This window comes from Variovorax sp. PBS-H4 (genome assembly GCF_901827205.1).
Classification (GTDB): domain Bacteria; phylum Pseudomonadota; class Gammaproteobacteria; order Burkholderiales; family Burkholderiaceae_C; genus Variovorax.
In genome coordinates, this window is the sequence record NZ_LR594675.1 from 5718989 (window position 1) to 5742079 (window position 23091).

Annotated in this window: 22 protein-coding genes; 15 read left to right on the top strand and 7 right to left on the bottom strand. The window is 68.1% G+C overall.

Annotated elements, in window-relative coordinates:
* Positions 1-103: 103 nt before the first annotated feature.
* Complete coding sequence (locus E5CHR_RS27325; RefSeq protein WP_162582929.1) at positions 104-853, bottom strand: FadR/GntR family transcriptional regulator; 750 nt, start codon at positions 851-853, stop codon at positions 104-106.
* Positions 854-922: 69 nt separating this feature from the next.
* On the opposite strand from E5CHR_RS27325, the gene E5CHR_RS27330 reads away from it, so the two are divergent.
* Genes E5CHR_RS27330 through E5CHR_RS27350 form a run of 5 tightly spaced genes read left to right on the top strand, consistent with a single transcriptional unit; the run spans position 923 to position 6782 of the window.
* On the top strand, positions 923-2083 hold the full coding sequence (locus tag E5CHR_RS27330; RefSeq protein WP_162582930.1) for an acyl-CoA dehydrogenase family protein: 1161 nt from the start codon (positions 923-925) through the stop codon (positions 2081-2083).
* Between the two features lie 14 nt (positions 2084-2097).
* Complete coding sequence (locus E5CHR_RS27335) at positions 2098-3234, top strand: acyl-CoA dehydrogenase family protein (RefSeq protein ID WP_162582931.1); 1137 nt, start codon at positions 2098-2100, stop codon at positions 3232-3234.
* 12 nt (positions 3235-3246) lie between these two features.
* The gene (locus E5CHR_RS27340; protein ID WP_162582932.1) at positions 3247-4776 is read left to right on the top strand and encodes an acyl-CoA synthetase; all 1530 of its coding nucleotides are present in this window, start codon (positions 3247-3249) and stop codon (positions 4774-4776) included.
* A 44-nt stretch (positions 4777-4820) separates the two neighbouring features.
* Entirely contained in the window at positions 4821-5801 is a 981-nt protein-coding gene (locus E5CHR_RS27345; protein ID WP_232062207.1) for a Bug family tripartite tricarboxylate transporter substrate binding protein, read from the top strand.
* Between the two features lie 6 nt (positions 5802-5807).
* Positions 5808-6782, top strand: coding sequence for an NAD(P)H-dependent flavin oxidoreductase (locus tag E5CHR_RS27350; protein ID WP_162582934.1), 975 nt, complete (start codon positions 5808-5810; stop codon positions 6780-6782).
* Positions 6783-6801: 19 nt separating this feature from the next.
* On the opposite strand, the gene E5CHR_RS27355 is transcribed toward E5CHR_RS27350, so the two are convergent.
* The 3 genes from E5CHR_RS27355 to E5CHR_RS27365 are packed head-to-tail and all read right to left on the bottom strand — an operon-like array spanning position 6802 to position 9264.
* On the bottom strand, positions 6802-7686 hold the full coding sequence (locus E5CHR_RS27355) for a MaoC/PaaZ C-terminal domain-containing protein (protein WP_162582935.1): 885 nt from the start codon (positions 7684-7686) through the stop codon (positions 6802-6804).
* Positions 7683-8489, bottom strand: coding sequence for an enoyl-CoA hydratase/isomerase family protein (locus E5CHR_RS27360; RefSeq protein ID WP_162582936.1), 807 nt, complete (start codon positions 8487-8489; stop codon positions 7683-7685). Before E5CHR_RS27360 ends, E5CHR_RS27355 begins: the two co-directional genes overlap by 4 nt.
* 1 nt (position 8490) lies before the next feature.
* A complete protein-coding gene (locus tag E5CHR_RS27365) occupies positions 8491-9264 on the bottom strand; it encodes an SDR family NAD(P)-dependent oxidoreductase (protein WP_162582937.1) in 774 nt (257 codons plus the stop codon).
* Positions 9265-9344: 80 nt separating this feature from the next.
* Here E5CHR_RS27365 and E5CHR_RS27370 point away from each other — a divergent pair, with 80 nt between their 5' ends.
* The 5 genes from E5CHR_RS27370 (at position 9345) to E5CHR_RS27390 (ending at position 14140) form a co-directional block, all read left to right on the top strand.
* On the top strand, positions 9345-10514 hold the full coding sequence (locus E5CHR_RS27370; RefSeq protein ID WP_162582938.1) for a thiolase domain-containing protein: 1170 nt from the start codon (positions 9345-9347) through the stop codon (positions 10512-10514).
* Between the two features lie 3 nt (positions 10515-10517).
* Positions 10518-10916: a Zn-ribbon domain-containing OB-fold protein gene (locus E5CHR_RS27375; RefSeq protein ID WP_162582939.1), complete on the top strand. Its 399-nt coding sequence runs from the start codon at positions 10518-10520 to the stop codon at positions 10914-10916.
* A 4-nt stretch (positions 10917-10920) separates the two neighbouring features.
* Positions 10921-11718 carry an enoyl-CoA hydratase/isomerase family protein gene (locus tag E5CHR_RS27380; protein ID WP_162582940.1) on the top strand — a complete coding sequence of 266 codons (798 nt, stop codon included), beginning with the start codon at positions 10921-10923 and terminating at the stop codon, positions 11716-11718.
* Between the two features lie 120 nt (positions 11719-11838).
* On the top strand, positions 11839-13155 hold the full coding sequence (locus tag E5CHR_RS27385; protein WP_162582941.1) for a Rieske 2Fe-2S domain-containing protein: 1317 nt from the start codon (positions 11839-11841) through the stop codon (positions 13153-13155).
* A gap of 34 nt (positions 13156-13189) precedes the next feature.
* Positions 13190-14140 (top strand): PDR/VanB family oxidoreductase, encoded by a 951-nt coding sequence (locus E5CHR_RS27390; protein ID WP_232062208.1) that lies wholly within the window; start codon positions 13190-13192, stop codon positions 14138-14140.
* A 60-nt stretch (positions 14141-14200) separates the two neighbouring features.
* Here E5CHR_RS27390 and E5CHR_RS27395 read toward each other — a convergent pair whose 3' ends face one another.
* The 3 genes from E5CHR_RS27395 to E5CHR_RS27405 all read right to left on the bottom strand — a co-directional run bounded on the left by E5CHR_RS27395 (position 14201) and on the right by E5CHR_RS27405 (position 18098).
* Complete coding sequence (locus E5CHR_RS27395) at positions 14201-14629, bottom strand: hypothetical protein (protein ID WP_162582942.1); 429 nt, start codon at positions 14627-14629, stop codon at positions 14201-14203.
* A gap of 63 nt (positions 14630-14692) precedes the next feature.
* Positions 14693-15250, bottom strand: a complete 558-nt coding sequence (locus tag E5CHR_RS27400) for an antibiotic biosynthesis monooxygenase family protein (RefSeq protein WP_162582943.1) — start codon at positions 15248-15250, stop codon at positions 14693-14695.
* Positions 15251-15287: 37 nt separating this feature from the next.
* On the bottom strand, positions 15288-18098 hold the full coding sequence (locus E5CHR_RS27405; protein ID WP_162582944.1) for a GAF domain-containing protein: 2811 nt from the start codon (positions 18096-18098) through the stop codon (positions 15288-15290).
* A 225-nt stretch (positions 18099-18323) separates the two neighbouring features.
* Here E5CHR_RS27405 and E5CHR_RS27410 point away from each other — a divergent pair, with 225 nt between their 5' ends.
* The 5 genes from E5CHR_RS27410 (at position 18324) to E5CHR_RS27430 (ending at position 23062) form a co-directional block, all read left to right on the top strand.
* Positions 18324-19013, top strand: a complete 690-nt coding sequence (locus E5CHR_RS27410; protein ID WP_162582945.1) for a GntR family transcriptional regulator — start codon at positions 18324-18326, stop codon at positions 19011-19013.
* 116 nt (positions 19014-19129) lie between these two features.
* The gene (locus tag E5CHR_RS27415) at positions 19130-20173 is read left to right on the top strand and encodes a taurine ABC transporter substrate-binding protein (protein ID WP_162582946.1); all 1044 of its coding nucleotides are present in this window, start codon (positions 19130-19132) and stop codon (positions 20171-20173) included.
* Positions 20174-20178: 5 nt separating this feature from the next.
* A complete protein-coding gene (locus tag E5CHR_RS27420; RefSeq protein WP_162582947.1) occupies positions 20179-21003 on the top strand; it encodes an ABC transporter ATP-binding protein in 825 nt (274 codons plus the stop codon).
* Positions 21000-21812, top strand: coding sequence for an ABC transporter permease (locus E5CHR_RS27425; protein ID WP_162582948.1), 813 nt, complete (start codon positions 21000-21002; stop codon positions 21810-21812). Before E5CHR_RS27420 ends, E5CHR_RS27425 begins: the two co-directional genes overlap by 4 nt.
* Positions 21813-21820: 8 nt before the next feature.
* Entirely contained in the window at positions 21821-23062 is a 1242-nt protein-coding gene (locus tag E5CHR_RS27430; protein ID WP_162582949.1) for a pyridoxal phosphate-dependent decarboxylase family protein, read from the top strand.
* The last annotated feature ends 29 nt before the right edge of the window (positions 23063-23091 follow it).

Sequence of the window (23091 nt, forward strand, 5' to 3'; positions counted from 1 at the left end):
TTGCGAGGACGCGATGTGCCGGTATCGGAACCCCTACCCCGGCGTCAGGGCGCCTTCCGCAGCGCGCACGCCTGCGCTCAGGCCCTCTGAACGCAAGTCCGTATCAACCGGCGCGCGGCGAGCCCGTGCGCTTCTGCTTCTTGTCGCGCTCGCTGATCAGGTACTCCGTCACCTTGCGCAGGTGCTGCGCCATCGCGTCGGAAGCCGCGTGGGCATCGCGCTGCCGCATCAGGTCCAGCACCCGCTGGCGCACGACCATGATGTCCTTGTTCGGCCGCGGGTCCACGGTGACGAGCATGGCGCGGTAGACCTCCGACAGCGCGTCCACCATCATCAGCACCAGCGGGTTGTGCGTGGCCAGCGCGATCAGGCGGTAGAACTCGATCACCGACTGCGTGTTGCGCGAAGCGCGGCCCAGGCGGAACAGGTCGGTGTGCAGGTCGATGTCGCGCTGGATCGCATCGAACTCCTCATCGGTCGCGCGTGGACACGCAAGACGGATCGCCACGCAGATGATCTCGGTGCGCGCCTCCATCACGTTCTCCAGCGAAGCCTGCGCGAGCGACACCATGTCCTGCATCGTCTGCACCATCCCGCCGCTGCCGCCGCTGCGAATGTAGAAGCCGCCGTTGATGCCCTTGCGCGCCTCCACCACGCCCGAGACCTCGAGGCTGCGCAGCGCATCGCGCGCGGCCGCCCGGCCAATGCCGAAGCGCTCGGCGAGCTCGCGCTCGCCAGGAAGGCGGTCACCCGGCTTCAGCTCGCCGCTCATCAGCTGGTCGCGGATGCGATCGCACACGGCCTCGAAGCCGCGGCGCGTGCGCACAGGTTGATAGAGCGATTCGTTCGACATGGCGCCAGATCCTTTTTGGGGGTTCCACAGTATTGCATATTCATTGGTTGAACCATAAGATATTCCACCATGGACCTGGAACTCAGCCCCGAGCAGCGCGCCTTCAGAGACGAGGTGCGCACTTTCATCCGGTCGCGCCTGCCCGCGGAGATCCGCGAACGGCTGCGCGCCGGCCATCCGCCACGCAAGCAGGACACCGTGACCTGGCAGCGCATCCTCAACGAGCGCGGATGGGCCGCGCCGCACTGGCCCCGGCGTTATGGCGGCGCCGACCTCGGCCAGATGGAGCGGCTGATCCTGCTGGACGAGATCTATCGCGCACCCGCGCCGCTGCCGCAGGTGTTCAACGTCGGCATGCTCGGGCCGGTGCTGATGAAGTTCGGCACACCCGCGCAGTGCGACCATTTCCTGCCGCGCCTGGCCAACCTCGATGTGTGGTTCTGCCAGGGCTTCTCGGAACCCGGGTCCGGCTCGGACCTCGCTTCTCTGCGCACCAGCGCACGGCGCGACGGTGACTACTACGTCGTCAATGGCCAGAAGATCTGGACCACCACGGCCCACCTCGCCGACTGGGTGTTCGCGCTTGTGCGCACCGACAGCGAGGCGCGCAAGCAGGAGGGAATTTCGTTCCTGCTGATCGACCTGCGCACGCCCGGCATCACCATCCGTCCGATCCGCTCCATCGACGGCGAGCACCATCTCAACGAAGTGTTCTTCGACGAGGTGCGCGTGCCCGCGGCCAATCTGGTCGGGCAGGAAAACAAGGGTTGGGACTGTGCGAAGTACCTGCTGGTCAACGAACGGACCGGCATCGCCAACGTGGGCCTGTGCCGCGAGCGGCTCGATTACGCGCGCGAGCTCGCCGCGCGCCAGATCCAGGCCGGCACACGCTTGCTCGACGAGGCGAAGCTGCGCGGCGAGATGGCCCGGCTCGACGCCGAGATCCGCGCGCTGGAGATCACCAACTGGCGCTTCCTGCTCACGGAGAGCGAGCGGCAGCGCCTGCCTGCCTTTGCATCGGTGCTCAAGCTCAAGGGCACCGAGCTGCAGCAGGAGATCAACGCGCTGCTGGCGCGCATCGCCGGGCCTGGCGGCCTGGAGCGCCGTCCCGCGGACGACGTGACGCACGGCCCGCTCGCGCCGCGCTACTTCTACTCGCGCGCCGCCTCCATCTACGGCGGCACGACCGAGGTGCAGAAGGACATCCTGGCGAAGGCCATCGTCGGCTGAACAGGAGCACGCACATGAATTTCGAACTGAACGAGGACCAGGCCGCGCTCGCGGAAAGCCTGCAGCGCGCGCTGGCCGACCGCAGCGGCTTCGAGCAGCGCCGCGCGCTGGTAGCCTCCGGCGCGGCGCACGACGCCAAGGCCTGGGCTGCGCTTGCCGAGCTCGGCCTGACCGCGCTGCCCCTGCCCGAGGCGCACGGCGGCTTCGGCGGCGGCGCGCGCGACCTGCTGCCGGTGATGCAGGCCTTGGGCCGATCCCTGTCGTTGGAACCCTTTCTGGCGAATACGGTGCTTGGAGGCACCGCCCTGCGCCTGGGCGCGGACGAGGCCACGCAGGCGCGGCTGCTGCCCCGCATGGCGAGCGGCGAACTCGTGCTGGCCTGGGCCCACGACGAGCCCGCCGGCCGGCACGCGCCGTTGTGGGTGGAGACGCGCGCCGAGCGCAGGAACGGCCGCTGGGTGCTCGACGGCATCAAGTCGAACGTGCTGGCCGCAGGCCTCGCGCAGCACCTCGTCGTGAGCGCGCGCGTCAGCGGTGCGCCGGCCGATGCAGACGGCTGTGCGCTGTTCCTGGTGGACCCGAATGGGGCAGGCGTCGCGCTGCGCGAGTTCCGGCTGGTCGACGACACCGCCGCGGGCGAGCTCGCGCTGCGCGAAGCCGAGGCCGAGCCGCTGGCCGATCCGCTCGACGCAGCGCATGCGCGCCGCGCCATCGAAGGCACCGTGACGGCCGGCATCGCCGCCGCGTGCGCCGACATGACGGGGGCTGCCCAGTCGGCCTACGAACTCGCGATGGACTACCTGCGCACGCGCAAGCAGTTCGGCCGCCTCATCGGCGAGAACCAGGCGCTGCGGCACCGCGCGGCCGAGATGCTGGTCTGCCTCGAGATGGCGCGCAGCATGGCCATGGCCGCGGCCGTGGCGGCCGACGCCCCCGATGGTGATGACGCGCCCCTGGACCTGCACCGCGCCAAGTTGTCGGTCGCCCGCAATGCGCGCCAGGTCGCGCACGGTGCGATCCAGTTGCACGGCGGCATCGGAATGACCGAGGAATACGCGGTGGGTCACTGCCTGCGCCGCATCCACGTGCTGGACCAGCTGTTCGGCGATGCCGATGCACACACGGCGCGCCTCGCGTCCGCCTTGAACTGAGGAAACGAGCCCATGAGCACCCCGATGATCTACCTGGACGGCCGCGGCATCCCGCGCGACGAGGTGCTGCGCGTCGCGCAGCAGGCCGCCACCGGATTCGAACAGCTCGGCGTGCAGGAAGGCGACACCGTCGCGCTCCTGCTTCGCAACGACTTCGCCTTCTTCGAGGTGCAGCAGGCCGCTGCGGCGGTCGGCGCCTACGGAGTGCCGCTCAACTGGCACGGCCGCACGGAAGAGCTCGTCTACGTGCTGGAAGACGCGAAGCCGAAGGTGCTGGTGGCGCATGCCGACCTGCTCGAACCGATCCGCGCCCTGATCCCTGCGGACATTGACGTCTTCGTGGTGCCCACACCTCCCGAGATCCAGGCGCACTACGGCGTTCCTGCCGCCCTCGCGCAACCGCGGCAGGGCGATACCGTGTGGCGAGACTGGGCCCAGCGCTTCGAGCCGCTGCAGGCGCCGCCGCGCCGCAGCCGCGCAACGATGATCTACACCTCCGGCACCACGGGCCACCCGAAAGGCGTCAAGCGCCAGCCCGCCACGCCCGAAGAAAGCAAGGCCTACGCGGAGCTCTTCGCCAGCGTGTACGGCATGAGGCCCGGCGTGCGTGCGCTGGTGAGCGGCCCGCTCTACCACGCGTCGCCCAATGCCTACGGCCGCCACGCGCTGATGACCGCCGAGGTGCTGGTGCTCCAGTCCAAGTTCGATCCGGAAGAGACGCTCGCATTGATCGAGAAGCACCGCATCGACAACGCGGTCATGGTCCCGACGATGTTCGTGCGCATGCTCAAGCTGCCGGACGAGGTGCGCAAGCGCTACGACGTGCGCTCGCTCAAGTGGGTCACGCACACCGGCGCGCCGTGTCCGCGCGAGGTGAAGAAGGAATTGATGGAGTGGTGGGGCCCGGTGGTCTACGAGACCTACGGCGGCACCGAGGTCGGCACCGCCACCCTCGCCACGCCGCAGGACTGGCTCGAGCACCCCGGCTGCGTGGGCATGCCCACGCCCGGCACGCGCCTGGCCTTCTACGACGAGCAGGGCCGACGCCTCGCCGAGGGCGAGACCGGCGAGATCTACGCGCGCGTGCCGGCCTACGCCGACTTCACCTATCTCAACCACGAGGAAAAGCGCCAGAGCGTGGAGCGCGACGGGCTCATCAGCCTCGGCGACGTGGGCTACATGAAGGAAGGCCGCCTGTACTTGTGCGACCGCCGTTCCGACATGGTGATCTTCGGCGGCACCAACATCTATCCCGCCGAGATCGAGATGGTGCTGACGCAATGCCCCGGCGTGCAGGACTGCGCCGTGTTCGGCATTCCGGACGAAGACTTTGGCGAATCGCTTGCCGCCGCGGTCGAGCTGATGCCCGGCGTGCAGTTGGGCGCGCAGGAGATCCGCGACTACCTGCTGGCCCGGATCGCCAAGTACAAGGTGCCGCGCCGCATCGACTTCCACGCCTCGCTGCCGCGCGAGGACAGCGGCAAGATCTTCAAGCGCCGATTGCGCGACCCGTTCTGGCAGAACGCCGGGCGCAAGATCTGAGCTTGGTGATGCTGCCGCCTTTTTCGACAACCAAGGAGACAACCATGCCGAACAACTTCATGCGCGCACGCCGTGCGCTTCTCACCGCCATTGCGCTCGGCGCAGGCCTGCCCGCCATGGCGCAGACCGCTCCCTTTCCGAGCAAGCCGGTGCGCATCGTGATTCCCACCGCGCCTGGAGGCAACGTCGACGTGCTCGCACGCCTGGTCGCCGCCAAGCTCACCGAGGCATGGGGCCAACAGGTCATCGTCGAATCGAAGCCCGGCGCCAATACCATCCTGGCCACCACGGCGGTGGCCAAGTCGCCGGCCGACGGCTACACGGCCCTGTTCACCATCAGCGGCTTCGTTCAGAACCTGGTGCTGCAATCCAATCCCCAGTACAAGATGAGCGACTTGGCGCCGGTCTCGGTGGTAGCGAGCTTCCCGATCGCGCTCGCGGCCAACGCCGCATTGCCCGCCAACGACCTGCCCGGCGTGATCCGGCTCGCAAAGCAGGACCCCGAGAAGTACACCTTCGGAAGCTACGGCGTGGGCTCGGGTGCGCACCTGATCGGCGAGGGCCTCAACAAGGCGGCGGGCATCCGCATCAAGCATGCCGCCTACAAGGGGGAGACCGCCTCGTTCACGGACGTCGCGAGCGGAGACATCGCACTGGCCTATGGCTCCGTGGGCTTCTATGCCAACCAGCTGTCCACGGGCAAGGTCAAGTTGATCGCGGTCGCCTCGCCGCACCGCCTCAAGAGCTTTCCGGATCTTCCCACCTTCGCCGAGCTCGGATACGCCGACATCAACCTGCCCGGTTGGGGCGCCATGTTCCTGCCGGCCGGCACGCCCGCTCCGATCGTCGAGAAGTACGTGCAAGAGATCCGCCGCATCGTCGCCATGCCTGACGTCAAGGCCAGGATCTATGCGCTGGGCTTCGAACCGGTTGCCAACACCAACACCGAATTCGCCCAGTTCCTGCAGGAAGACCTGAAGCGCTGGACCAAGATCGCCCGTGAGAACGACATCAGACTGGATTGAGCACGCATGAAGAACCGCGTTACCGAACTGCTGGGCATCCGCTATCCCATCATCCAGGGCGGCATGCAATGGGTCGCGCGCGCCGAACTGGCCGCCGCGGTCTCCGAGGCGGGCGGACTGGGCACGCTGGGTGCGCTCACGCAGCCCACGCCGGAGGACCTGGCCCGAGAGATCGCCCGTTGCCGCACGATGACAAGCCGCCCCTTCGGTGTGAACGTCACGATGCTGCCGACGGTGAATCCACCGCCTTACGAACGCATCTTCGAGGTGATCGAAGAGAGCGGCATCCGCATCGTGGAGACCGCCGGCAACGTGCCGGAGGCCGTCTTCCAGCGGCTGCGGACTGCCGGCATCACGGTCGTGCACAAGTGCACCTCGGTGCGCCATGCGCTGGCTGCCGAGAAGCGCGGCGTGGACATCATCAGCATCGACGGCTTCGAATGCGCCGGCCACCCCGGCGAGGAGGACGTTCCGGGGCTGGTGCTGATCCCGGCCGCGGTGTCGGCGCTGCGCGTGCCGGTGGTCGCCTCCGGCGGCATCGCGGATGGCCGCGGCATGGCGGCCGCGCTCTCCCTCGGCGCCGAAGGCGTGAACATGGGCACGCGCTTCGTGGCAACGCGCGAGGCACCGGTGCACGAGAACGTCAAGCAGGCGCTGGTCGCCGCGCGCGAGAACGATACGCGCCTGATCATGCGCACGCTGCGCAACAGCTCGCGCGTGCTGCTCAACCCCGTGTCGGAGGAAGTGCTCGAGCTGGAGCGCAGGCCGGGCGGTGCGGCCTTCGAGGTGCTCCGGCCGCTGGTCAACGGGCAGCGCGGGCGCGCCGCGCTGGAAAGCGGCGACATCACCAACGGCGTGATCTGGGCGGGCATGGTGGCGGGCCTGATCGACGATATCCCGAGCTGTGGCGAACTGATCGAGCGCATGGTCGGCCAGTGCCGGGCGCGCCTCGCTGCGGCGGCGGAGCTCGCGGGGGGATGAGGCTCGGCTTTGCTGGCACTTACTCGGCGTGCAAGGAAGCAATGACCGCCTTGCCGTTCGCAAGCACCTGCACGCCGCGCTCCTTCACGCTGGCGCGAAAGGCGATCTCTTCCTCGCCCTGGCGCCAGCACTCCAGGACCAGGGTCTCGCCGGGATACACCGGCGAGCTCAAGCGTGCGCGGATCGACTTCAGGCGCGACGCATCGTGCCCGCAGAACCTCGCCAGGATGCCGCGGCACGCATTCCCGTAGGTGGCGAGGCCATGCAGGATGGGCCGCGGGAAGCCGGCCTTGCCAGCCACGGCCGGATCGATGTGCAGCGGGTTGAGGTCGCCTGAGAGCCGGTACAGCACCGCCGCATCGGCGCGGGTCGGAAGCTCCAGCGTCGCGTCCGGTGCTGCCTCGGGTGTCGCAGGCGCGGCGGGCGCGGAAGCGTCGCCGCCGCCGTTCTTCGAGAAGCCGCCGTCGCCGCGCAGAAAGAGCACCATCTCGACCGTGGCGACGAGGCGGCCGTCGGCCTCGTCGGTCAAGGTCTTCTCCACGTGCATCACCGCGCCCTTGCCTTCGCCCTTGTCGACGATGCGGGTGACGCGGCTCTCGCCGACCAGCGTGCCGGCGGCAGACAGCGGCGAATGGATCGTCACGCCCTGCTCGCCATGCACGAGCTTCAGGAAGTCGATGCCCAGCTCCTTTCGGTCGCGCATCCAGGAACCGGGCGAAGCGAGCACCGCGGCCATGGTCGGCACGGCGGACAGATCCTTCTCGTAGACGAAGCGCAGTTCCTCGGCGGCCAGCGGGTCTGCCGCGAAGCCGACGCCCAGCGCGTAGAGGATGGTGTCGCGCTCGGTGTAGGCATGGCGTACCGGGCCGGAGCGCCACGCCTTGGTCTTCTCGTAGTCGATCATTCGCTCGTGTCCTTCTTCGGCCAGCGGAACTGCGCCGGCTCCTTGGCCGCAAAGCGGCGGATCGCCTCGCGGAAGTACGCGCTGGACGAGGCAATGGCCTGCGAGGAAGCCTCCATCTCCAGCATGGTCTCGAAATCGCTCTGCAGCGTGGCGCCCAGTGCGCGCTTGGACAGGCTGAAGGCGCTGGGCGATGCGCCCGCCAGGCTCTCGGCCATTGCCATTGCGCGTGGCAGCAGCGACTCGGGCGGCAGGGCCTCCAGGGCGAGCCCCATGCGCACCGCCTCCTCCGCTCCGAACTCGCGCGCCGAGTAGATGAGTTCCTTGGCACGCTGCAGCCCCACCACGCGGGGCAGCTGGTACCACGCACCGACGTCCGGCACCAGGCCGATGCGGTGAAACACCATTGCCAGGCGGGCACGCGTGCTCACCAGCACGAGGTCGGCGTAGAGCGCCATGCTGAGCCCCGCGCCGAAAGCCACGCCGTCGACCGCCGCGATCAGCGGCTTGTCCAGCGCCATCAGCGCGCGTGCCAGGTCGGCATAGCGCGCCATGCCGGCGCGGCGCTGCTCCACGGTGCGCCCGGCGCCCTCGCCCATCCCCTTCACGTCGCCGCCGGCGCAGAAGTCGCCGCCGGCGCCGGTGAGGACGACCGCGCGCACCTCGTCGTCGGCACGCAGTGCGCGCAACGCGGCGCCCAGTGCGTCGGTGGTCGGGATGTCGATGGCGTTCTTCGCCGCCGGCCGGTTCAGCGTGAGGACGGCGACGCCGCCCGTACGCTCCAGGAGGACGCTGTCGTCGGCCATGTCAGAGGCTGATGTGGAAGCCACCATTGACGCCCAGGTGCTGGCCCGTGATGTAGCTGGAGCCGTCCGATAGCAGGTAGCACACGCTCTTGACCACCTCGCCCGGCGTGGCCCATCGGCCCAGCGGGATCTGCGCGAGCATCTGGTCGCGGAATTTCTCGCCGCGGACCACTTCGGTCATCGGCGTCTCCACCACGCCGAAGCAGATCGAGTTGGTGCGGATGTTGTAGCGGCCCCATTCGCGCGCGGCCGTCATCGTCATGCCCAGCATGCCGGCCTTGGCGGCGGCGTAGTTGATCTGGCCGATCGAGCCCTTGCGCCCGGCGTCGGACGAGATGTTGACGATCGAGCCGCCCGTCCTGTCCCCGCCCTTGGCGCGCTCCACCATCTGGCGGCCGACGGCGCGCATCCAGTAGAACGAGCCGGTGAGGTGCACGTCGATCACCTCCTGCCACTGCGTGTCGGTCATCTTGTCGATCATGGCCGGGCGGATGATGCCGGCGTTGTTGACCAGGCCGTGCACGGCGCCGAACTTCGCCACCGCATCGGCCACCGCGCGGTCGGCCACGGCCGGGTCGGCGACGCTGCCCTGCACGGCGAGCACCCGCGCCTGCGGCAACGGCGAGACCGCGGCGTCGAGCGTCTGGCCGTTCAGGTCGACCGCGACGACATTGGCGCCGAGCTCGATGGCCAGTTCCACGATGCCCTTGCCGATGCCCTGGCCGGCGCCGGTGACGACGATGGTGCGCCCTTGCAGGCTGACGATGGGATCCACTGTTGCGCTCCTTGGATGATAGGTTGTCCGATGGTTGAACCAATGATATCCTATCCGCGAACTGTCGCTGGAGCAATCACATGACGATCAAACGCAAGGCCTGCATCGCGGGCGCCTACGAACACCCCACGCGCAAGGCACCGGACAAGACGGTGGCGCAGCTGCACGCCGAATGCGCCCGCGGCGCGCTGCAGGACGCCGGCCTCACCCTGCAGGACGTGGACGGCTATTTCTGCGCTGGCGACGCCCCTGGCCTGGGCGCCAACAACATGGCCGACTACCTGGGCCTGACCCGGCTGCGCCACGTGGACAGCACCGACACCGGCGGCTCGGCCTACCTGATCCACGTCTCGCACGCCGCGCAGGCGATTGCCGCCGGCAAGTGCGATGTGGCGCTCATCACGCTCGCCGGCCGGCCGCGCAGCGAGGGCTCCAGTGGCGTGGCGCCGCGGCTGGTCACGGCCAACACGCCCGACGTGCCCTGGGAAATGCCCTACAGCCCCGTCACCGTCAACATGTACGCGCTGGCGGCGGCGCGCCACATGCACGAGTACGGCACCACGAGCGAGCAGCTGGCGTGGATCAAGGTCGCGGCCGCGGCGCACGCGCAGCACAACCCGCACGCGATGCTGCGCGAGACGGTGAGCGTGGAGGAAGTGCTGGCCTCGCCCATGATCTCGGACCCGCTGCACAAACTGGACTGCTGCGTCGTCAGCGACGGCGGCGGCGCCCTGGTGGTGGTGCGGCCAGAGATCGCGGCCCGGCTCAAGCGCCCGGTGATCAACGTGCTGGGCGCGGGCGAGACCATCAAGGGGCAGCTCGGCGGCCAGGTGGACCTCACCTGGTCCGGCGCGGCGATCTCCGGCCCCATTGCGTTCGACGAGGCCGGCGTGCGGCCGTCCGACATCCAGTACGCCTCCATCTACGACAGCTTCACGATTACCGTGCTGATGCAGCTGGAAGACCTGGGCTTCTGCAAGAAAGGCGAAGGCGGCCGCTTCGTGGCCGACGGCAACCTGATCTCCGGCGTGGGCAAGCTGCCCTTCAACACCGACGGCGGCGGCCTGTGCAACAACCACCCGGCCAACCGCGGCGGCATCACCAAGGTGATCGAGGCCGTGCGCCAGCTGCGCGGCGAGGCCCATCCCAAGGTGCAGGTGCCCGACTGCACGCTGGCGCTGGCACAAGGCACCGGCGGCCTGCTCGGCTCGCGCCACGGCAGCGCCACCCTGATCATGGAAAGGCAATAAGCGATGACCACTCCCTCTACCGACCGTCCGCTCGCGGCACCGCACGTCGACGGCGCCACCGAGCATTTCTGGGCGCGCGCGCGCGAAGGCGAGCTGTGCACCAGGCGCTGCACGGCGTGCGGCAAGCTCCACTGGTACCCGCGCGCGCTGTGCCCCTTCTGCATGGGCGAGACCGAGTGGTGCGGCGTCTCGGGCAACGGCACGATCTACAGCGTGAGCGTCACGCGCCGGGCCGGCCCTATTCCTTACGCAATCGCCTACGTCAAGCTCGACGAGGGCATCACGATGCTGACCAACATCGTCGACTGCGACCTCGACGCGCTGAAGATCGGCCAGCGCGTCGCGGTCACCTTCAAGCCGGCGGAGGGCGGCGCGATGATCCCGATGTTCAAGCCGGCCTGAAGCCATGGAGACGCTGGACTTCGCGGTCGAGAACAACGTCGGCTGGGTGCGCTTCACCCGGCCGGAGATCCACAACCCGCTGGACGTGGCGCTGCGCACCGATCTCATGGCCGTGCTGGAGCGCGTGCGCAACGAGCCCGCGGTCCGCGTGCTGGTGCTCACCGGCGGCGCGGGTGCCTTCTGCGCCGGCGGCAACCTCCATGCGCTCCAGGGGCACGCAGACGCGGGCCCGGCCTACTGGCAACGGCGCATCAACGCGGGCTTGCGGCTCACCGACGACCTGCTGAACCTGGGCTGCCCCGTGATCGCGGCGATCGACGGGCCGGCCATCGGCGCGGGCTTCGCGCTGGCGCTGTGCGCGGACCTGATCCTGGCAAGCCCGCGCGCGAAGTTCGCGATGGCTCATCTTCGACTCGGACTCGTGCCCGACCTCGGCGCCCTCTACTTGCTGCCGCGCGTGGTCGGCCTGCAGCGCGCAAAGGAGCTGGTGTTCTCCGCGCGCGACGTCGGCGCGGAAGAAGCCCGCGGGCTCGGCATCGTGATGGAAGTGCACCAGAGTGAAGCCCTTGAAGCCCGCGCACGGCAGGTGGCCGAACGCATGGCCCATGCTGCCCCGACGGCCGTTGCGCTCGCCAAGGCCATGCTCAATGCCTCGCTCGACGGCGACCGCCAGAGCGCCTTCGCACTCGAAGCCGCCAGCCAGGCCGCCGCCTTCGCAGCGCCGGAGCCCGCGGCGCAGATCGAGGCGGTCCTCGGCAAGCGCAAGCCCGCCTTCGGGGGCTTTGGAGCGCCCAAGGGTTGAAGCCGAGGCGGCCTTTATCGGGGACGCGTCTACGCCTTTTGCTTTTGCCGGTTATTCATTAAAATGGTAGAACCAATCTACATTTTGACTGCTTGATCCCCCACCTTTCACGGAGCTCCCATGCTCAGCCCTGAAGACAACGAAACCCTCGTCCGCATCGGCCCCGGCACCCCCATGGGCGGCCTGATGCGCCTGTACTGGATGCCCTTCCTGCCGGTCACGGACCTGCCGCCCGGCGGCATGCCGCAGCGGGTGCGGCTGCTGGGCGAGGACCTGATCGCCTTTCGCGACAGCGAGGGACGGCTCGGCCTGGTGGACCACGCCTGCCCGCACCGCGGCGCCCCGCTCGTCTTCGGGCGCAACGAGGACTGCGGCCTGCGCTGCGTCTACCATGGCTGGAAGTTCGGGACCGACGGCCGCGTGCAGGACCTGCCGGCCGAGCCGGCCGAAAGCCGCCTGAAAGACAAGGTCCGCCTCAAGGCCTATGCGTGCCGCGAGCGCAACGGCATCGCCTGGGCCTACATGGGGCCGCAGCAGGACGACCCGCCGCCGCTGCCGGAAATGGAGTGGAACCTGGTGCCGGCGGAGCGCGTGCATGTCAGCTTCCGCGTGCAGGAATGCAACTGGCTCCAGGCGGTGGAAGGCGAGATCGACTCCGCCCACGCAGCCATCCTGCACGGCCGCATCGATGCGCAGGGCGCCATCAGCGACTGGATTGCCAAGCGCGACCTGCGCCCCAGCTTCGAATGCCAGCGCCAGCCCTTCGGCATGAGCGTCGCCTCGCGCCGCAAGCTCGACGAGGAAACGAGCTACTGGCGGGTCAACCAGTTCCTGCTGCCGTTCTGGACGCTGGTGCCTCCGCAGTCGCAGTACCCTGAGCTGTCGGGCCACGCCTGGGTGCCGATCGACGACGAGAACACGCTGTGCATCATGTTCTCCTACCACCCTTCGGAGAAGCTCTACGACAAGACGCGCGCGCTGTTCGAGAAGGGCCATGCGGGCCGCGAGACCGGCCATGCCAGCAACGACGCCTTTGCGCCCCGCCTGCCCACCGAGCCCTTTGCCAAGTACTGGACCCGCTACACGCGGCAGAACGCCTACCTCTTCAACTACGACGCGCAGACCAAGACCTGGTTCTCCGGCCTGCCCGGCCTCTGGGTCCAGGATGCGGCCTGCCAATCGGGCGTGGCGGCGATCTACGACCGCAGCAAGGAGCACCTGGGCATCAGCGACACCGGCGTCGCGATGACGCGGCGCCTGCTGCTGGAAACAGTGCGCAACCTGCACGGCAGCGGCGCCGAGCCGCCGGGCGTGCGGGACCCGTCGACCTTCATGGTGCGTGCGGTGTCGCTCACGCTGCCGGCCGGCGTGCCGTGGCAGGCGCACGCCGAGCACATGACGGCACGGCTGGACGCCGGCTTCGGCTACACGCCATGAGCCGCACGGCCGCTCCGAAGGCGAAGGTACTCCTGTGAGCGATCTGCAACTGCTCCTGCGCCAGCTGCGCCGCGAGGCCGAGGGCATCGTGTCCTACGAGTTCGTCTCGGCCGACGGCGCGGCCCTGCCGCCCTTCACGGCCGGCGCCCACATCGACCTGCACCTGCCCGGTGGCCTCGTGCGCAGCTATTCGCTGGCCAACGACCCCGTCGAGCGGCACCGCTACGTGATCGCAGTCGATCGCTCCGACGACAGCCGCGGCGGCTCGGCCTGGATGCATTCCGTGCCGCGGCCCGGCGACCGCCTCGCCAGCAGTGCGCCGATCAACGACTTTCCGCTCTACGAGGATGCGCCGCTGTCGATCTTCATCGCGGGCGGGATCGGCATCACGCCCTTCGTGTCCATGGCCGCGCGGCTGAACGCGCTCGGGCACCCCTGGCGCCTTCACTATGCGGCACGGTCGCCCCTGCGCGCTGCCTACGCGAGCGAGTTGCAGGCCATGGACCGCACAGGCCGCTCGGTCGCGCTGCGCTGCACGAACGAAGGCGCTGCGCGCCTCGACATCGCCGCCATCGTGCGCGACGCGCCTGCGGGAGCGCATGTCTATTGCTGCGGACCGAGCGGCATGCTCGACGCGTTCACCGCCGCATGCCATGCGCTGCCGCCGCAGCGCGTCCACCTCGAGCGCTTCAGCGCCAGCCAGGAGGCCGCCACTGCCGGAGGCTACGAGGTCATGCTGGCGCGCAGCGGCAAGTGCTTGAACGTGGAGCCGGGCAGGACGCTGCTCGACACGCTGCTCGATGCAGGCATCCCGATCCAGTACTCGTGCTCGCAAGGCATCTGCGGCACCTGCTGCACGCCGGTGCTGGAGGGCACGCCCGACCATCGGGACGACTACCTCACGCCGGAGGAGCGGGCGGCCAATCGCGCCATGATGGTGTGCTGCTCGGGCAGCCTCACGCCCCGCCTGGTGCTCGACCTCTGAGCCGCACGGCTCTGCAAGGGCGCGTGGCGCCGCAGCCGAAGGCCCCGACAAGGACGATTCTCATGCACCCCGGCGGCGCGGCGCATCGAGTCGACGACGCAGCGCAAAGCCCGCCACCACCGCAGCGGCCGCGATCGCCATCAGCGTGAAGCTGTTCGTGGAACCGGATTCGGGCGATACCGGAGGCTGCGCGGCGGTCGCGGCAGGCGGCGCGGACGCCGGCGAAGAGACAGCCTGCTCCGCAGGATACGAGAACGGATTCAGGATCGCGCCACCGAGACTCCGGTCGGACACTGTCTCGGCAGTCGTGCTCGTGCTCGCACTCTTGTCTTGCCAGGCAGGCCACGTCCCATCGTTCGGAAACACGACCGCGCCGTCGCCGGCGGCCTGGACCGTGTCGACGTCGGCTTCCGCATGGGCAGATGGAAGAACTGCAGCGAGCGACAGCAGGACCGCTGCTGCGAGGTTTTTTCGAACGGTGAGTTGCATGGGAGGAGATACCTGCAGCTCATTCTCCGGCGCTCCCGTGACACGCCCGTGAACCTGGACGCATCACTCGCCGAGGTCTGGAAGACAACCGGGCGGCAGACGGTCGAGAGAGTCCCAATCGGACACCGTGTAGTGGCGCACCACTGGCTCTCGATCGAAGAGCTTGGACTTGTCAGCCGCATCGATGGAGGGCTGCTCATGGTCTTCTCCGGCAAACGCGCGAATGCTCTCCATCGAATCCCAGATGGACATGACGACCACCACGGTGGTGCCGTCCCCGCGGTCGCGAAAGAGTGCGGCCGCACGCCGGTTGCCGGGCGCTGCCTGCATCTCTTTCAGCTTTCCTTGCTCGAGATGCGCTCTGCATTCTTCGCGCAGCGGGGTGCGAATCCAGAACGTCCAGGTCCGAAGAATATTGTCCATGGGCAAACTCGAGCAGCCTCCAAGGCCGTGGGCGACCTCGGTTGCAAGCTCGTCGATGAAGGCGGGTGAATGCTGCGCGGACGGATGCCTGCGCCAGCGTGCCGATTCGGCAATGATGCGCGTGCATTTCCCCTCATGCGAGGAACTAGGGCACAACGCAACGGCGTCTGTCGCCAAATCGTGCTTCGGCGTGAACAAGTTCCTGCGCCGAAAGCGCCCGAAACCGGGCTCCGCTCTAGCCGTCGAGCATCTCGCGCATCTTCGCCGCGAGTTCCTCGAGCGTAAAAGGCTTTCCGATCATTTCGACGCCGGCGTCCAGCACGCCGTTGTGCACCACGGCATTGCGCGTATAGCCGGTGGTGAACAGGACCTTCAGGCCGGGCCAGCGGCGCCGCGCTTCCTCCGCGAGCTTGGCGCCGTTCACTTCGGGCATGACGACGTCGGTGAACATCAGCGCGACCTCCGGGTGCGCCTCCAGCTGGCGCAGCGCCGCCGCGGCGCCGTCGGCCTCGAGGACGCAGTAGCCCAGTTCAGTCAGCGCGTCGACGCTGAACTGGCGCACCGCGGGCTCGTCTTCCACGACGAGCACCACCTCCTGCGATTCGCCGCGCGGCAGGTCGGCTGCAACATCGGCTTGCTGCTCGTCCGCTTGCAAGCCGACGGCGCGCGGCAAATAGACCTTGACCGTCGTCCCCTGACCGACCTCGGAGTAGATCTTTACGTGCCCTCCGCTCTGCTTGACGAAGCCGTACACCTGGCTGAGGCCCAGCCCGGTCCCCTTGCCCACCTCCTTGGTCGTGAAGAAGGGATCGAAGGCCTTGGCAATGACTTCCTCGCCCATGCCCGATCCGGTGTCGGTGAGGGCGACAAGCACGTACTGGCCGGAAGGCACGCCGAGGTGGTTGGCTGCGTAGCGCTCGTCGAGGTGCGCATTCTGCGTCTCGATGGTCAGCCGGCCACCGTCGGGCATGGCGTCGCGCGCATTCACCGCCAGGTTGAGGATCGCGTTCTCCAGCTGGTTGGGATCGGCGCTCGTGCGCCAGAGCCCGCCCGCGAGCACGGTCTCGAGCTGCACATCGGCGCCCAATGCGCGCCGCAGCAGATCGGACATGCCTGCGACGAGCTTGTTGGCATCGATGGGCTCCGGCCGAAGCGGCTGCTGCCGCGAGAACGCGAGCAGCCTCTGCGTCAGAAGTGCAGCGCGCCGCGCCGCGTCCATCGCGGCCGTGGCATAGCGCTGCGCACGCGGGTCGGCGGCGGCAACGCGGCGACGCAGCAGTTCGAGCGAACCGATGACCACCGCCAGCATGTTGTTGAAGTCGTGCGCAATGCCGCCGGTCAGCTGGCCGACGGCTTCCATCTTTTGCGCCTGCCTCAGCCTTTCGTGCGCCTGTTCGAGCTCGAAGGTCCGCACTCGCACGCGTTCCTCCAGGTCGGCATTGGCATGCTGAACGGCATCGAAAAGCCGCGCGTTGTCGATGGCGACGGCGGCCTGTGCTGCCAAGCCGATCATCACGCGCTCCGAGCGCGCAGAAAAGACGCCGGGCTGTTCGTGCCCGAAAAAGAGCCCGCCGATGACTTCGCCTGACCGCGAGGCCACCGGCACGGCCAGATAGCTCCTGACCGGCAGGTGCCCCTGGGGCATGCCCTTGTGGGGCCGGTTGTGGCCGTAGCGTTCGTCGGCGAGGATGTCGTCCGACCGGATCACGCCTTGCCCGAGGAAGGTCGGCGCGAACACCGCCGTGGCCCGTGGCATGCCGAAATTCTCGAACGCGCTTCGCTCGGCGCCGCAAAGCGCGTAGAGCATGTAGCGCCCGCCCTGCTCGTCCACCACGTTGTAGAAGAACGCGCCGAAACGCGCCCCTGTGAGCTCGACGCCCGCGTCGACGACGTGCTGCACGAGCTTCTCGACTCCGAGTTCAGCTGCGATTTGCGCGCCGGTCGCGTTGATGATCTCCAAGGCCTGGCTTTCCATGGCCAGCTGGTCCCTGCTCTCGCGCAGCCAGGCCTCGACGCGGGCACGTTCCGCGGCGTCCCAGGTCCGCTCCGCCGTCTCTTGCGCGAGCTCGACCTCGTGCTTCTTCCAGATCCGAGGCTCGGGCTCGTGCAGGTAGAAAATGGCCCTGAGTGCGTGGTCGCGCACCAAGGGCACGACGATGAGCGCGCGCGTCGCGATGCTCTCCCAGGTGCCGGCGTAGGCCTCGCCCGCCCGATCATCGGTGCGGAAATCCTCGATGACCAAGGTGCGGCCGTGCTTCAACTCGGCGATCACGGCCGGGCCGAAGCCGTCGAGCAGCCGCGCTTCGCCGGCCAGGCTGGGCACGTCGCCGGTCGTCCAGTCGCGCGCCACGGTCACCGTTTCCTGGGCACCGTCGATACTGCCGTAGCCGGCTCGCGCCACGGCGAGCTGCCGCCCGAGCAGCTCCGCTGCGGCGCAGGTGACTTCCACCGGGTCGCTCAGCTTGCGCATGGCATCGCTGAGCTTGAGAAGAAAGTGCTGGCGGGCCAATACGGCCTTGGTGCGGGCTTCGCTCTCGCGCAGGGCGGCCTCGGCGCAGACCCGCTGAGTGGTCTCGACCACGATCGCAAGCACGCCGGCGGGAGTGCCGCTCTCATCGAGGACGGGGGAGTAGTCGAGGTTCATCCACACCTGCTCGGCCTGTCCGCTGCGGTACAGCGTCAGCTCCTGGTCCTTGAAGGCGAGTGTTCCCCCGGCCAGGCAGACCTTCATCACGCGATCGTTGAACGCCGCCACTTCGGACCAGCCTTCGCGCACCTTCGAGCCGAGCAGCTGCGGATGCCGCCCGCCGGCGATTACCGAGTACGCATCGTTGTAGATCATGACGCCGTCTTTGCCCCACAGCATCACCATCGGAACAGGCGATCGAAGCAGCAGGGATGTCGCCGTTTTCAGGCTCTGGTGCCAGGCGGACATCGGACCCAGGGCCGTCTGCGTCCAGGGAAAATCGCGCATCCTGCGCCCGAGTTCGCCGCCCCCGACAAGAAAGCTGAAAGGATCTCGCTCACCGGCTCCGTCAGAACTCACGAACATCGTCTCCTCGGCTTTCCGGGCGGGCCTGCGCCGCCCCGTCTGGGTGTCGTGCTGGAGTATGCCGAATGGCGGGGCGATGGGCGCAATGGCACCGCTCCTGCGCCTGGCGTTGTGCCGCTGCGGCGGCGGCTCGAAACGCCATTGTCGAGCGCCGCATCAGAGTATATTCAAGCGCCCTTCCGGTCGATTCCGCCTCCTCCCATGCCCAAGCCGCACACCATGACGCGCCGCCTCCCTCCTCGCCCGGCCCGTCCCGCAGGCGCCGACGCGCGCGAAGAAACGCTGACCGGTCAGGCCTACCAGAAACTCCGCCATGCGCTGATGACCGGCGCCCTCCTGCCCGAACAGGTGCTGACCGTGCGCGGAATGGCCGAGGAATACGGCGTCAGCCTGACACCCGTGCGGGAGGCAGTGCAGCGGCTGGTGGTCGAGCAGGGCCTCGAGGTCGTCAACGGACGCACGATCCGCGTGCCGCGGCTGGGCATCGAGACCTACCGCGAGATCCTCAAGATCCGCATGGAGCTCGAATGCCTTGCAGCCAAGGAGGCCGCGCCCCGAATTTCCAATGAAGAGATCGAGCGCCTGGATCTCGTGATGCAGTCGCACCTCGCGGCGATCCAGTCAGGCGATGCCCACCAGACACTGGTGAAAAACACGGATTTCCATCTTTCGATATATCGGGCTTCGGGCCAGCCCATCCTGGTCCGCATCATCGAAGGACTCTGGCTTCGCGTCGGGCCCACGCTCAACCTGCTGTTTCCCCAATACTGCGGAAGCCTGACCGGGCACGAGACGCATGTGGTGGCGGTCGACGCGCTGCGCCGGCGCGACGGCGACGCACTGGGCCAGGCGATGCGCGATGACCTGACGCACGGCTCGCGCTACCTGATCCGGTTGCTCAAACCCTGAAACTTCGCCGGGGGAGGGTTTTGGAGCATTCTGAATATATTCAAGGCTTCTAAACTGCGGCCAGACCCGCCGCATGGCGGCTTCGCTTTCTTCGCATCCCAGGAAAGGCCGTCCTCATGAAGCTGAATCTCTCCCGTCGCGAGTTCCACCTGGCCGCTGCCAACATGCTGCTCGCCTCGACCGCGGGCGGGGCGCTGCTCGGCGCATCGACGGCCGCGTTCGCGCAGTCGCGCTCGGTCAAGCTCGGGACCTTCGGCGCCATCGACGCGCAGAACTACATCCGGGCCAAGAACGCGTCGGCCAAGACCTTCGGGCCAGGCGTCACCAGCGATTTCGTGACCGTGCGGGCGGGGTCCGAGGTGATCTCTGCCATGGCCGGCGGGAGCCTGGACATGTGCAACATCGGGTCCAGCCCGATGATGGTCGGCTACGCCAACGGCCTGAAGGCGTCGATGGTGTACATCTACAAGAACATCGTCGACAGCGAATGCCTGGTGGTGCAGGGCAATTCGGGCATCACGGACGTCGCCGGCCTCAAGGGCAAGAAGATCGGCCTGCCCTTCAACACCTCGGTGCATTTCGCGGCCGTGGCAGCGCTCAAGTTCGCGGGGCTGGGCCTGGCCGATGTGCAGCTCATCAACATGCGCGCCGACCAGATCGCCTCCGCCTGGCAGCGCCGCGAGATCGACGCGAGCTACATCTGGGTGCCCGTGCTCCCGCGCCTCACGGAAGACGGCGGCAAGATCATCTTCAAGACCGGCGACCTGAACCAGAAGAACCTGGTGATCTTCGACGGGCTGCTGGTGCGCGACGAGTTCAAGCAGAAGTCGCCGGACCTGGTGCTCGCCTTCCTCAAGGACTACGAGCAGATCGCGCGCAGCTTCAAGCAGGACCCCAAGGATGCGGTCGAGACGATGACCAAGTTCCTCAACGTCGATGAGGCCACGGTCATGCGCTCGCTGAACACCTTCTACCCAGTGCCTGCGAGCGAGCAGCTCAGCAGCCGATGGATGGGCAAGCCCGGCGAGAAGGACACCGGCGTGCTCAAGACGCTGCAGACACAGGCGCAGTTCCTGTTCGAGTCCGGCCAGATCTCGGCCATGCCCAAGGACGTGGGCGGGCTCGTCGACTCGAGCTTCGTCGCCAAGATGGCCAGCTGACCGGCATGGCGGCAGCAGGCCAGGACAACCGCTCTCCCAAGGTCCGCTTCGAGCAGGTCAGCAAGCGCTTCGGCGCGGGTGCCGATGCCGTGCAGGCCCTGGAGCCGATCTCGCTCGACATCGCCGAAGGCGAATTCACTTGCCTGCTCGGGCCTTCGGGCTGCGGCAAGAGCACGCTGCTCAACATCCTCGCGGGCTTCGAGCAGCCGACCACGGGCCAGGCGCTGATGGATGCGATGCCGGTGCGCGGCCCCGATCCGCGGCGCGGCGTGGTGTTTCAGCAGGGCGCGCTCTTCACCTGGATGAGCGTGCGCGACAACGTGGCCTTCGGGCCCCTGGCCACCGGCAAGTCGGCCGGCGAAGCAGCGCGCATCGCCGCCCGATACCTCGAGATGGTGGGGCTCACCAGTTTTGCCAGGCGCTACCCGTACGAACTCTCCGGCGGCATGCAGCAGCGCGTGGGCATCGCCCGCGCGCTCGCCAACGACCCGGAGATCCTGCTGATGGACGAGCCCTTCGCCGCGCTCGACGCGCAGACGCGCGAACTGCTGCAGGAAGAGATCCGCCGCATCTGGCAAGAGACCCGCAAGACCGTGCTGTGGATCACCCATAGCATCGACGAGGCGCTGTTCCTCGCCACGCACATCGTCGTGATGTCGGCGCGGCCCGGACGCATCAAGGCGAGTTTCCGGCCGCCCTTCGCGCAGAGCGCCGATCCGGCGGTGGTTGCGAGCCCGGAGTTCGCGCGCATGAAGGCCGAGATCTTCGGCCTGCTACGCGAAGAGGCGCTGACGGCCCAGCAGCAGGAAAGCAAGGAGCACCTTCGATGAGCGCAGCGTCGTCACCCGGCGCGCGCAAGGGTCGCATGCGCTGGATCAATCTCGGCTCTTTCGCCGTGCTGCTGCTGCTGTGGTTCCTCATCACCGCGCCGCTGGTGCAAGGCAAGCCGCTGGTGGCGCCGCTGTTCCTGCCCTCGCCGGTCTCCGTGTGGCAGAGCTTTCTGCAGCTCATGCAAAACGGCTACCAGGGCAAGACGCTCGCGCACCACGTCGGCATCAGCCTGTTCCGGTTTGGCCTGGCCTTCGTGCTTACCGTGCTGGTTGCCGTGCCGCTGGGCCTCTGGATGGGCATGAACGAGACGGTCAAGGCGGTGCTCGACCCGCCGATCGAAATCTCGCGTCCGGTGCCCAAGCTCGCGCTGCTGCCGTTGCTGATCATCTGGTTCGGGATCGGCGAGGTCGCGAAGATCGTGATCATCGTGTTGGCGCTCTTTCCGATCCTCTCGATCAGCGCGATGCAGGCCGTGCGTGGGGTCGGCGTGCGCAAGGTGCAGGCGGCGATGGCGCTCGGCGCCTCGCGCACCATGATCTTCCGCCGCGTGATCTTTCCGGCCAGCCTCCCCGGCATCTTCACCAGCATCCGCGTGAGCATCGGCATCGGCGTCACGATGCTGGTGGGCGCCGAGATGATCGCCACCAACGCGGGCATCGCCTACATGGCGATGTCGGCGTCGGATTTTCTGCTCACCAACGTCGTGCTCGTCGGCGCGCTGATCATGGCCGTGCTGGGCTATGCGCTCGACCTTCTGGCGCGCGCGCTCGAGAACAAGGTCGTCCACTGGGGCGGCCGCGAAGGATGAGGTCCGACATGCACACCCGACTCCCCGACCATGGCATTGCCTGGGACGATCTCCAGCGCGAGATGGAAGAAGCCGCGCGCCACGACGCCGATTGGCGCGGCGGCCGGCTGCCGATGTTCATCCACTACGCGGGCGACGATGTGCTCGAGGTCGCCAAGAAGGCGTACCTGATGTTCTTTTCGGAGAACGGCCTGGGCCCTCGCGCCTTCGCCAGCCTCGACAGGTTCGAGAAGGACGTGGTGGCCATGGGCCTGGGCCTGCTGCACGGCGGGCCCGAGGCGCGCGGCGCCATGACCACCGGCGGGACCGAGAGCATCTTTCTCGCCGTGAAATGCGCGCGAGACCGTGCGCTGGCATCCCGGCCCAGCATGGGAAAGCCCCAGATCCTGATGCCCCGCAGCGCGCATCCGGCCTTCGACAAGGCGGCGCACTTCCTGGGCCTGGAGCCGGTGCGCACATCATTGGGACAAGACTTCCGCGCTGACCTGGGTGCCATGCGCGCGGCGCTGACGCCCCGCACGGCGATGATCGTCGGCTCGGCACCCACGTTCCCGCACGGCGTGGTCGATCCGATCGCCGAGCTTGCAGCGCTGGCGCGGGAGCAAGGCACCTGGATGCACGTGGACGCTTGCGTAGGCGGCTATTTCGCACCGTTTGCGAGGGAACTCGGCGCCGAGCTTCCGGACTTCGATTTTGCGGTCGACGGCGTGACCTCGATATCCGCCGATCTCCACAAATACGGCTACACCGCCAAGGGCGCCTCGACGCTCTTCTTTGCCGATCCCGCTTCGTTCGCGCTGATGGGCTGGGCCTTCGACAACTGGCCGCGGGGCCAGTACTTCACGCACACCTTGGTGGGCACGCGCGCCGGCGGCGCCATCGCGGCCGCATGGGCTGTCATGAACTACCTCGGCAAGGACGGCTACCTGCGGGTGGCGCAGCGCGTGCTGAACGTCAGGCGGACCCTGCAGGCGGGACTGGACGCGCTGGGCCTGCCCACCATCGGGAAGCCCGAGCTGTCGATCTTCGCCTTCGGTTCGCCGCAGCGCGACATGGCAGCCGTCGGCAAGGGGATGGGCGAGCGTGGGTGGACGGTGGGCTACGTGAACGATCCGCCGGGCATCCATCACATGCTCAACCTGACGCACGAGCCGGTTGTGGGCCAGTATCTTTCGGACATGGCCGAGGTTCTGACCGACCCGGCGACACGGACCCGAGGCGATTCCGGCGCGATGCCGGCACAGTACTGACGCCAGCGTCGTGCCGGCGGCGGCCCCGT

Excerpts from the sequence above, each read along its gene's own strand:
- E5CHR_RS27380 (WP_162582940.1), top strand. The coding sequence starts at position 10,921 with ATGGAGACGCTGGACTTCGCGGTCGAGAACAACGTCGGCTGGGTGCGC.
- E5CHR_RS27410 (WP_162582945.1), top strand. The coding sequence starts at position 18,324 with ATGACGCGCCGCCTCCCTCCTCGCCCGGCCCGTCCCGCAGGCGCCGAC.
- E5CHR_RS27330 (WP_162582930.1), top strand. The coding sequence starts at position 923 with ATGGACCTGGAACTCAGCCCCGAGCAGCGCGCCTTCAGAGACGAGGTG.
- E5CHR_RS27430 (WP_162582949.1), top strand. The coding sequence starts at position 21,821 with ATGCACACCCGACTCCCCGACCATGGCATTGCCTGGGACGATCTCCAG.
- E5CHR_RS27340 (WP_162582932.1), top strand. The coding sequence starts at position 3,247 with ATGAGCACCCCGATGATCTACCTGGACGGCCGCGGCATCCCGCGCGAC.
- E5CHR_RS27345 (WP_232062207.1), top strand. The coding sequence starts at position 4,821 with ATGCCGAACAACTTCATGCGCGCACGCCGTGCGCTTCTCACCGCCATT.
- E5CHR_RS27370 (WP_162582938.1), top strand. The coding sequence starts at position 9,345 with ATGACGATCAAACGCAAGGCCTGCATCGCGGGCGCCTACGAACACCCC.
- E5CHR_RS27350 (WP_162582934.1), top strand. The coding sequence starts at position 5,808 with ATGAAGAACCGCGTTACCGAACTGCTGGGCATCCGCTATCCCATCATC.
- E5CHR_RS27385 (WP_162582941.1), top strand. The coding sequence starts at position 11,839 with ATGCTCAGCCCTGAAGACAACGAAACCCTCGTCCGCATCGGCCCCGGC.
- E5CHR_RS27425 (WP_162582948.1), top strand. The coding sequence starts at position 21,000 with ATGAGCGCAGCGTCGTCACCCGGCGCGCGCAAGGGTCGCATGCGCTGG.
- E5CHR_RS27355 (WP_162582935.1), bottom strand. The coding sequence starts at position 7,686 with ATGATCGACTACGAGAAGACCAAGGCGTGGCGCTCCGGCCCGGTACGC.
- E5CHR_RS27395 (WP_162582942.1), bottom strand. The coding sequence starts at position 14,629 with ATGCAACTCACCGTTCGAAAAAACCTCGCAGCAGCGGTCCTGCTGTCG.
- E5CHR_RS27420 (WP_162582947.1), top strand. The coding sequence starts at position 20,179 with ATGGCGGCAGCAGGCCAGGACAACCGCTCTCCCAAGGTCCGCTTCGAG.
- E5CHR_RS27325 (WP_162582929.1), bottom strand. The coding sequence starts at position 853 with ATGTCGAACGAATCGCTCTATCAACCTGTGCGCACGCGCCGCGGCTTC.
- E5CHR_RS27375 (WP_162582939.1), top strand. The coding sequence starts at position 10,518 with ATGACCACTCCCTCTACCGACCGTCCGCTCGCGGCACCGCACGTCGAC.
- E5CHR_RS27360 (WP_162582936.1), bottom strand. The coding sequence starts at position 8,489 with ATGGCCGACGACAGCGTCCTCCTGGAGCGTACGGGCGGCGTCGCCGTC.
- E5CHR_RS27415 (WP_162582946.1), top strand. The coding sequence starts at position 19,130 with ATGAAGCTGAATCTCTCCCGTCGCGAGTTCCACCTGGCCGCTGCCAAC.
- E5CHR_RS27335 (WP_162582931.1), top strand. The coding sequence starts at position 2,098 with ATGAATTTCGAACTGAACGAGGACCAGGCCGCGCTCGCGGAAAGCCTG.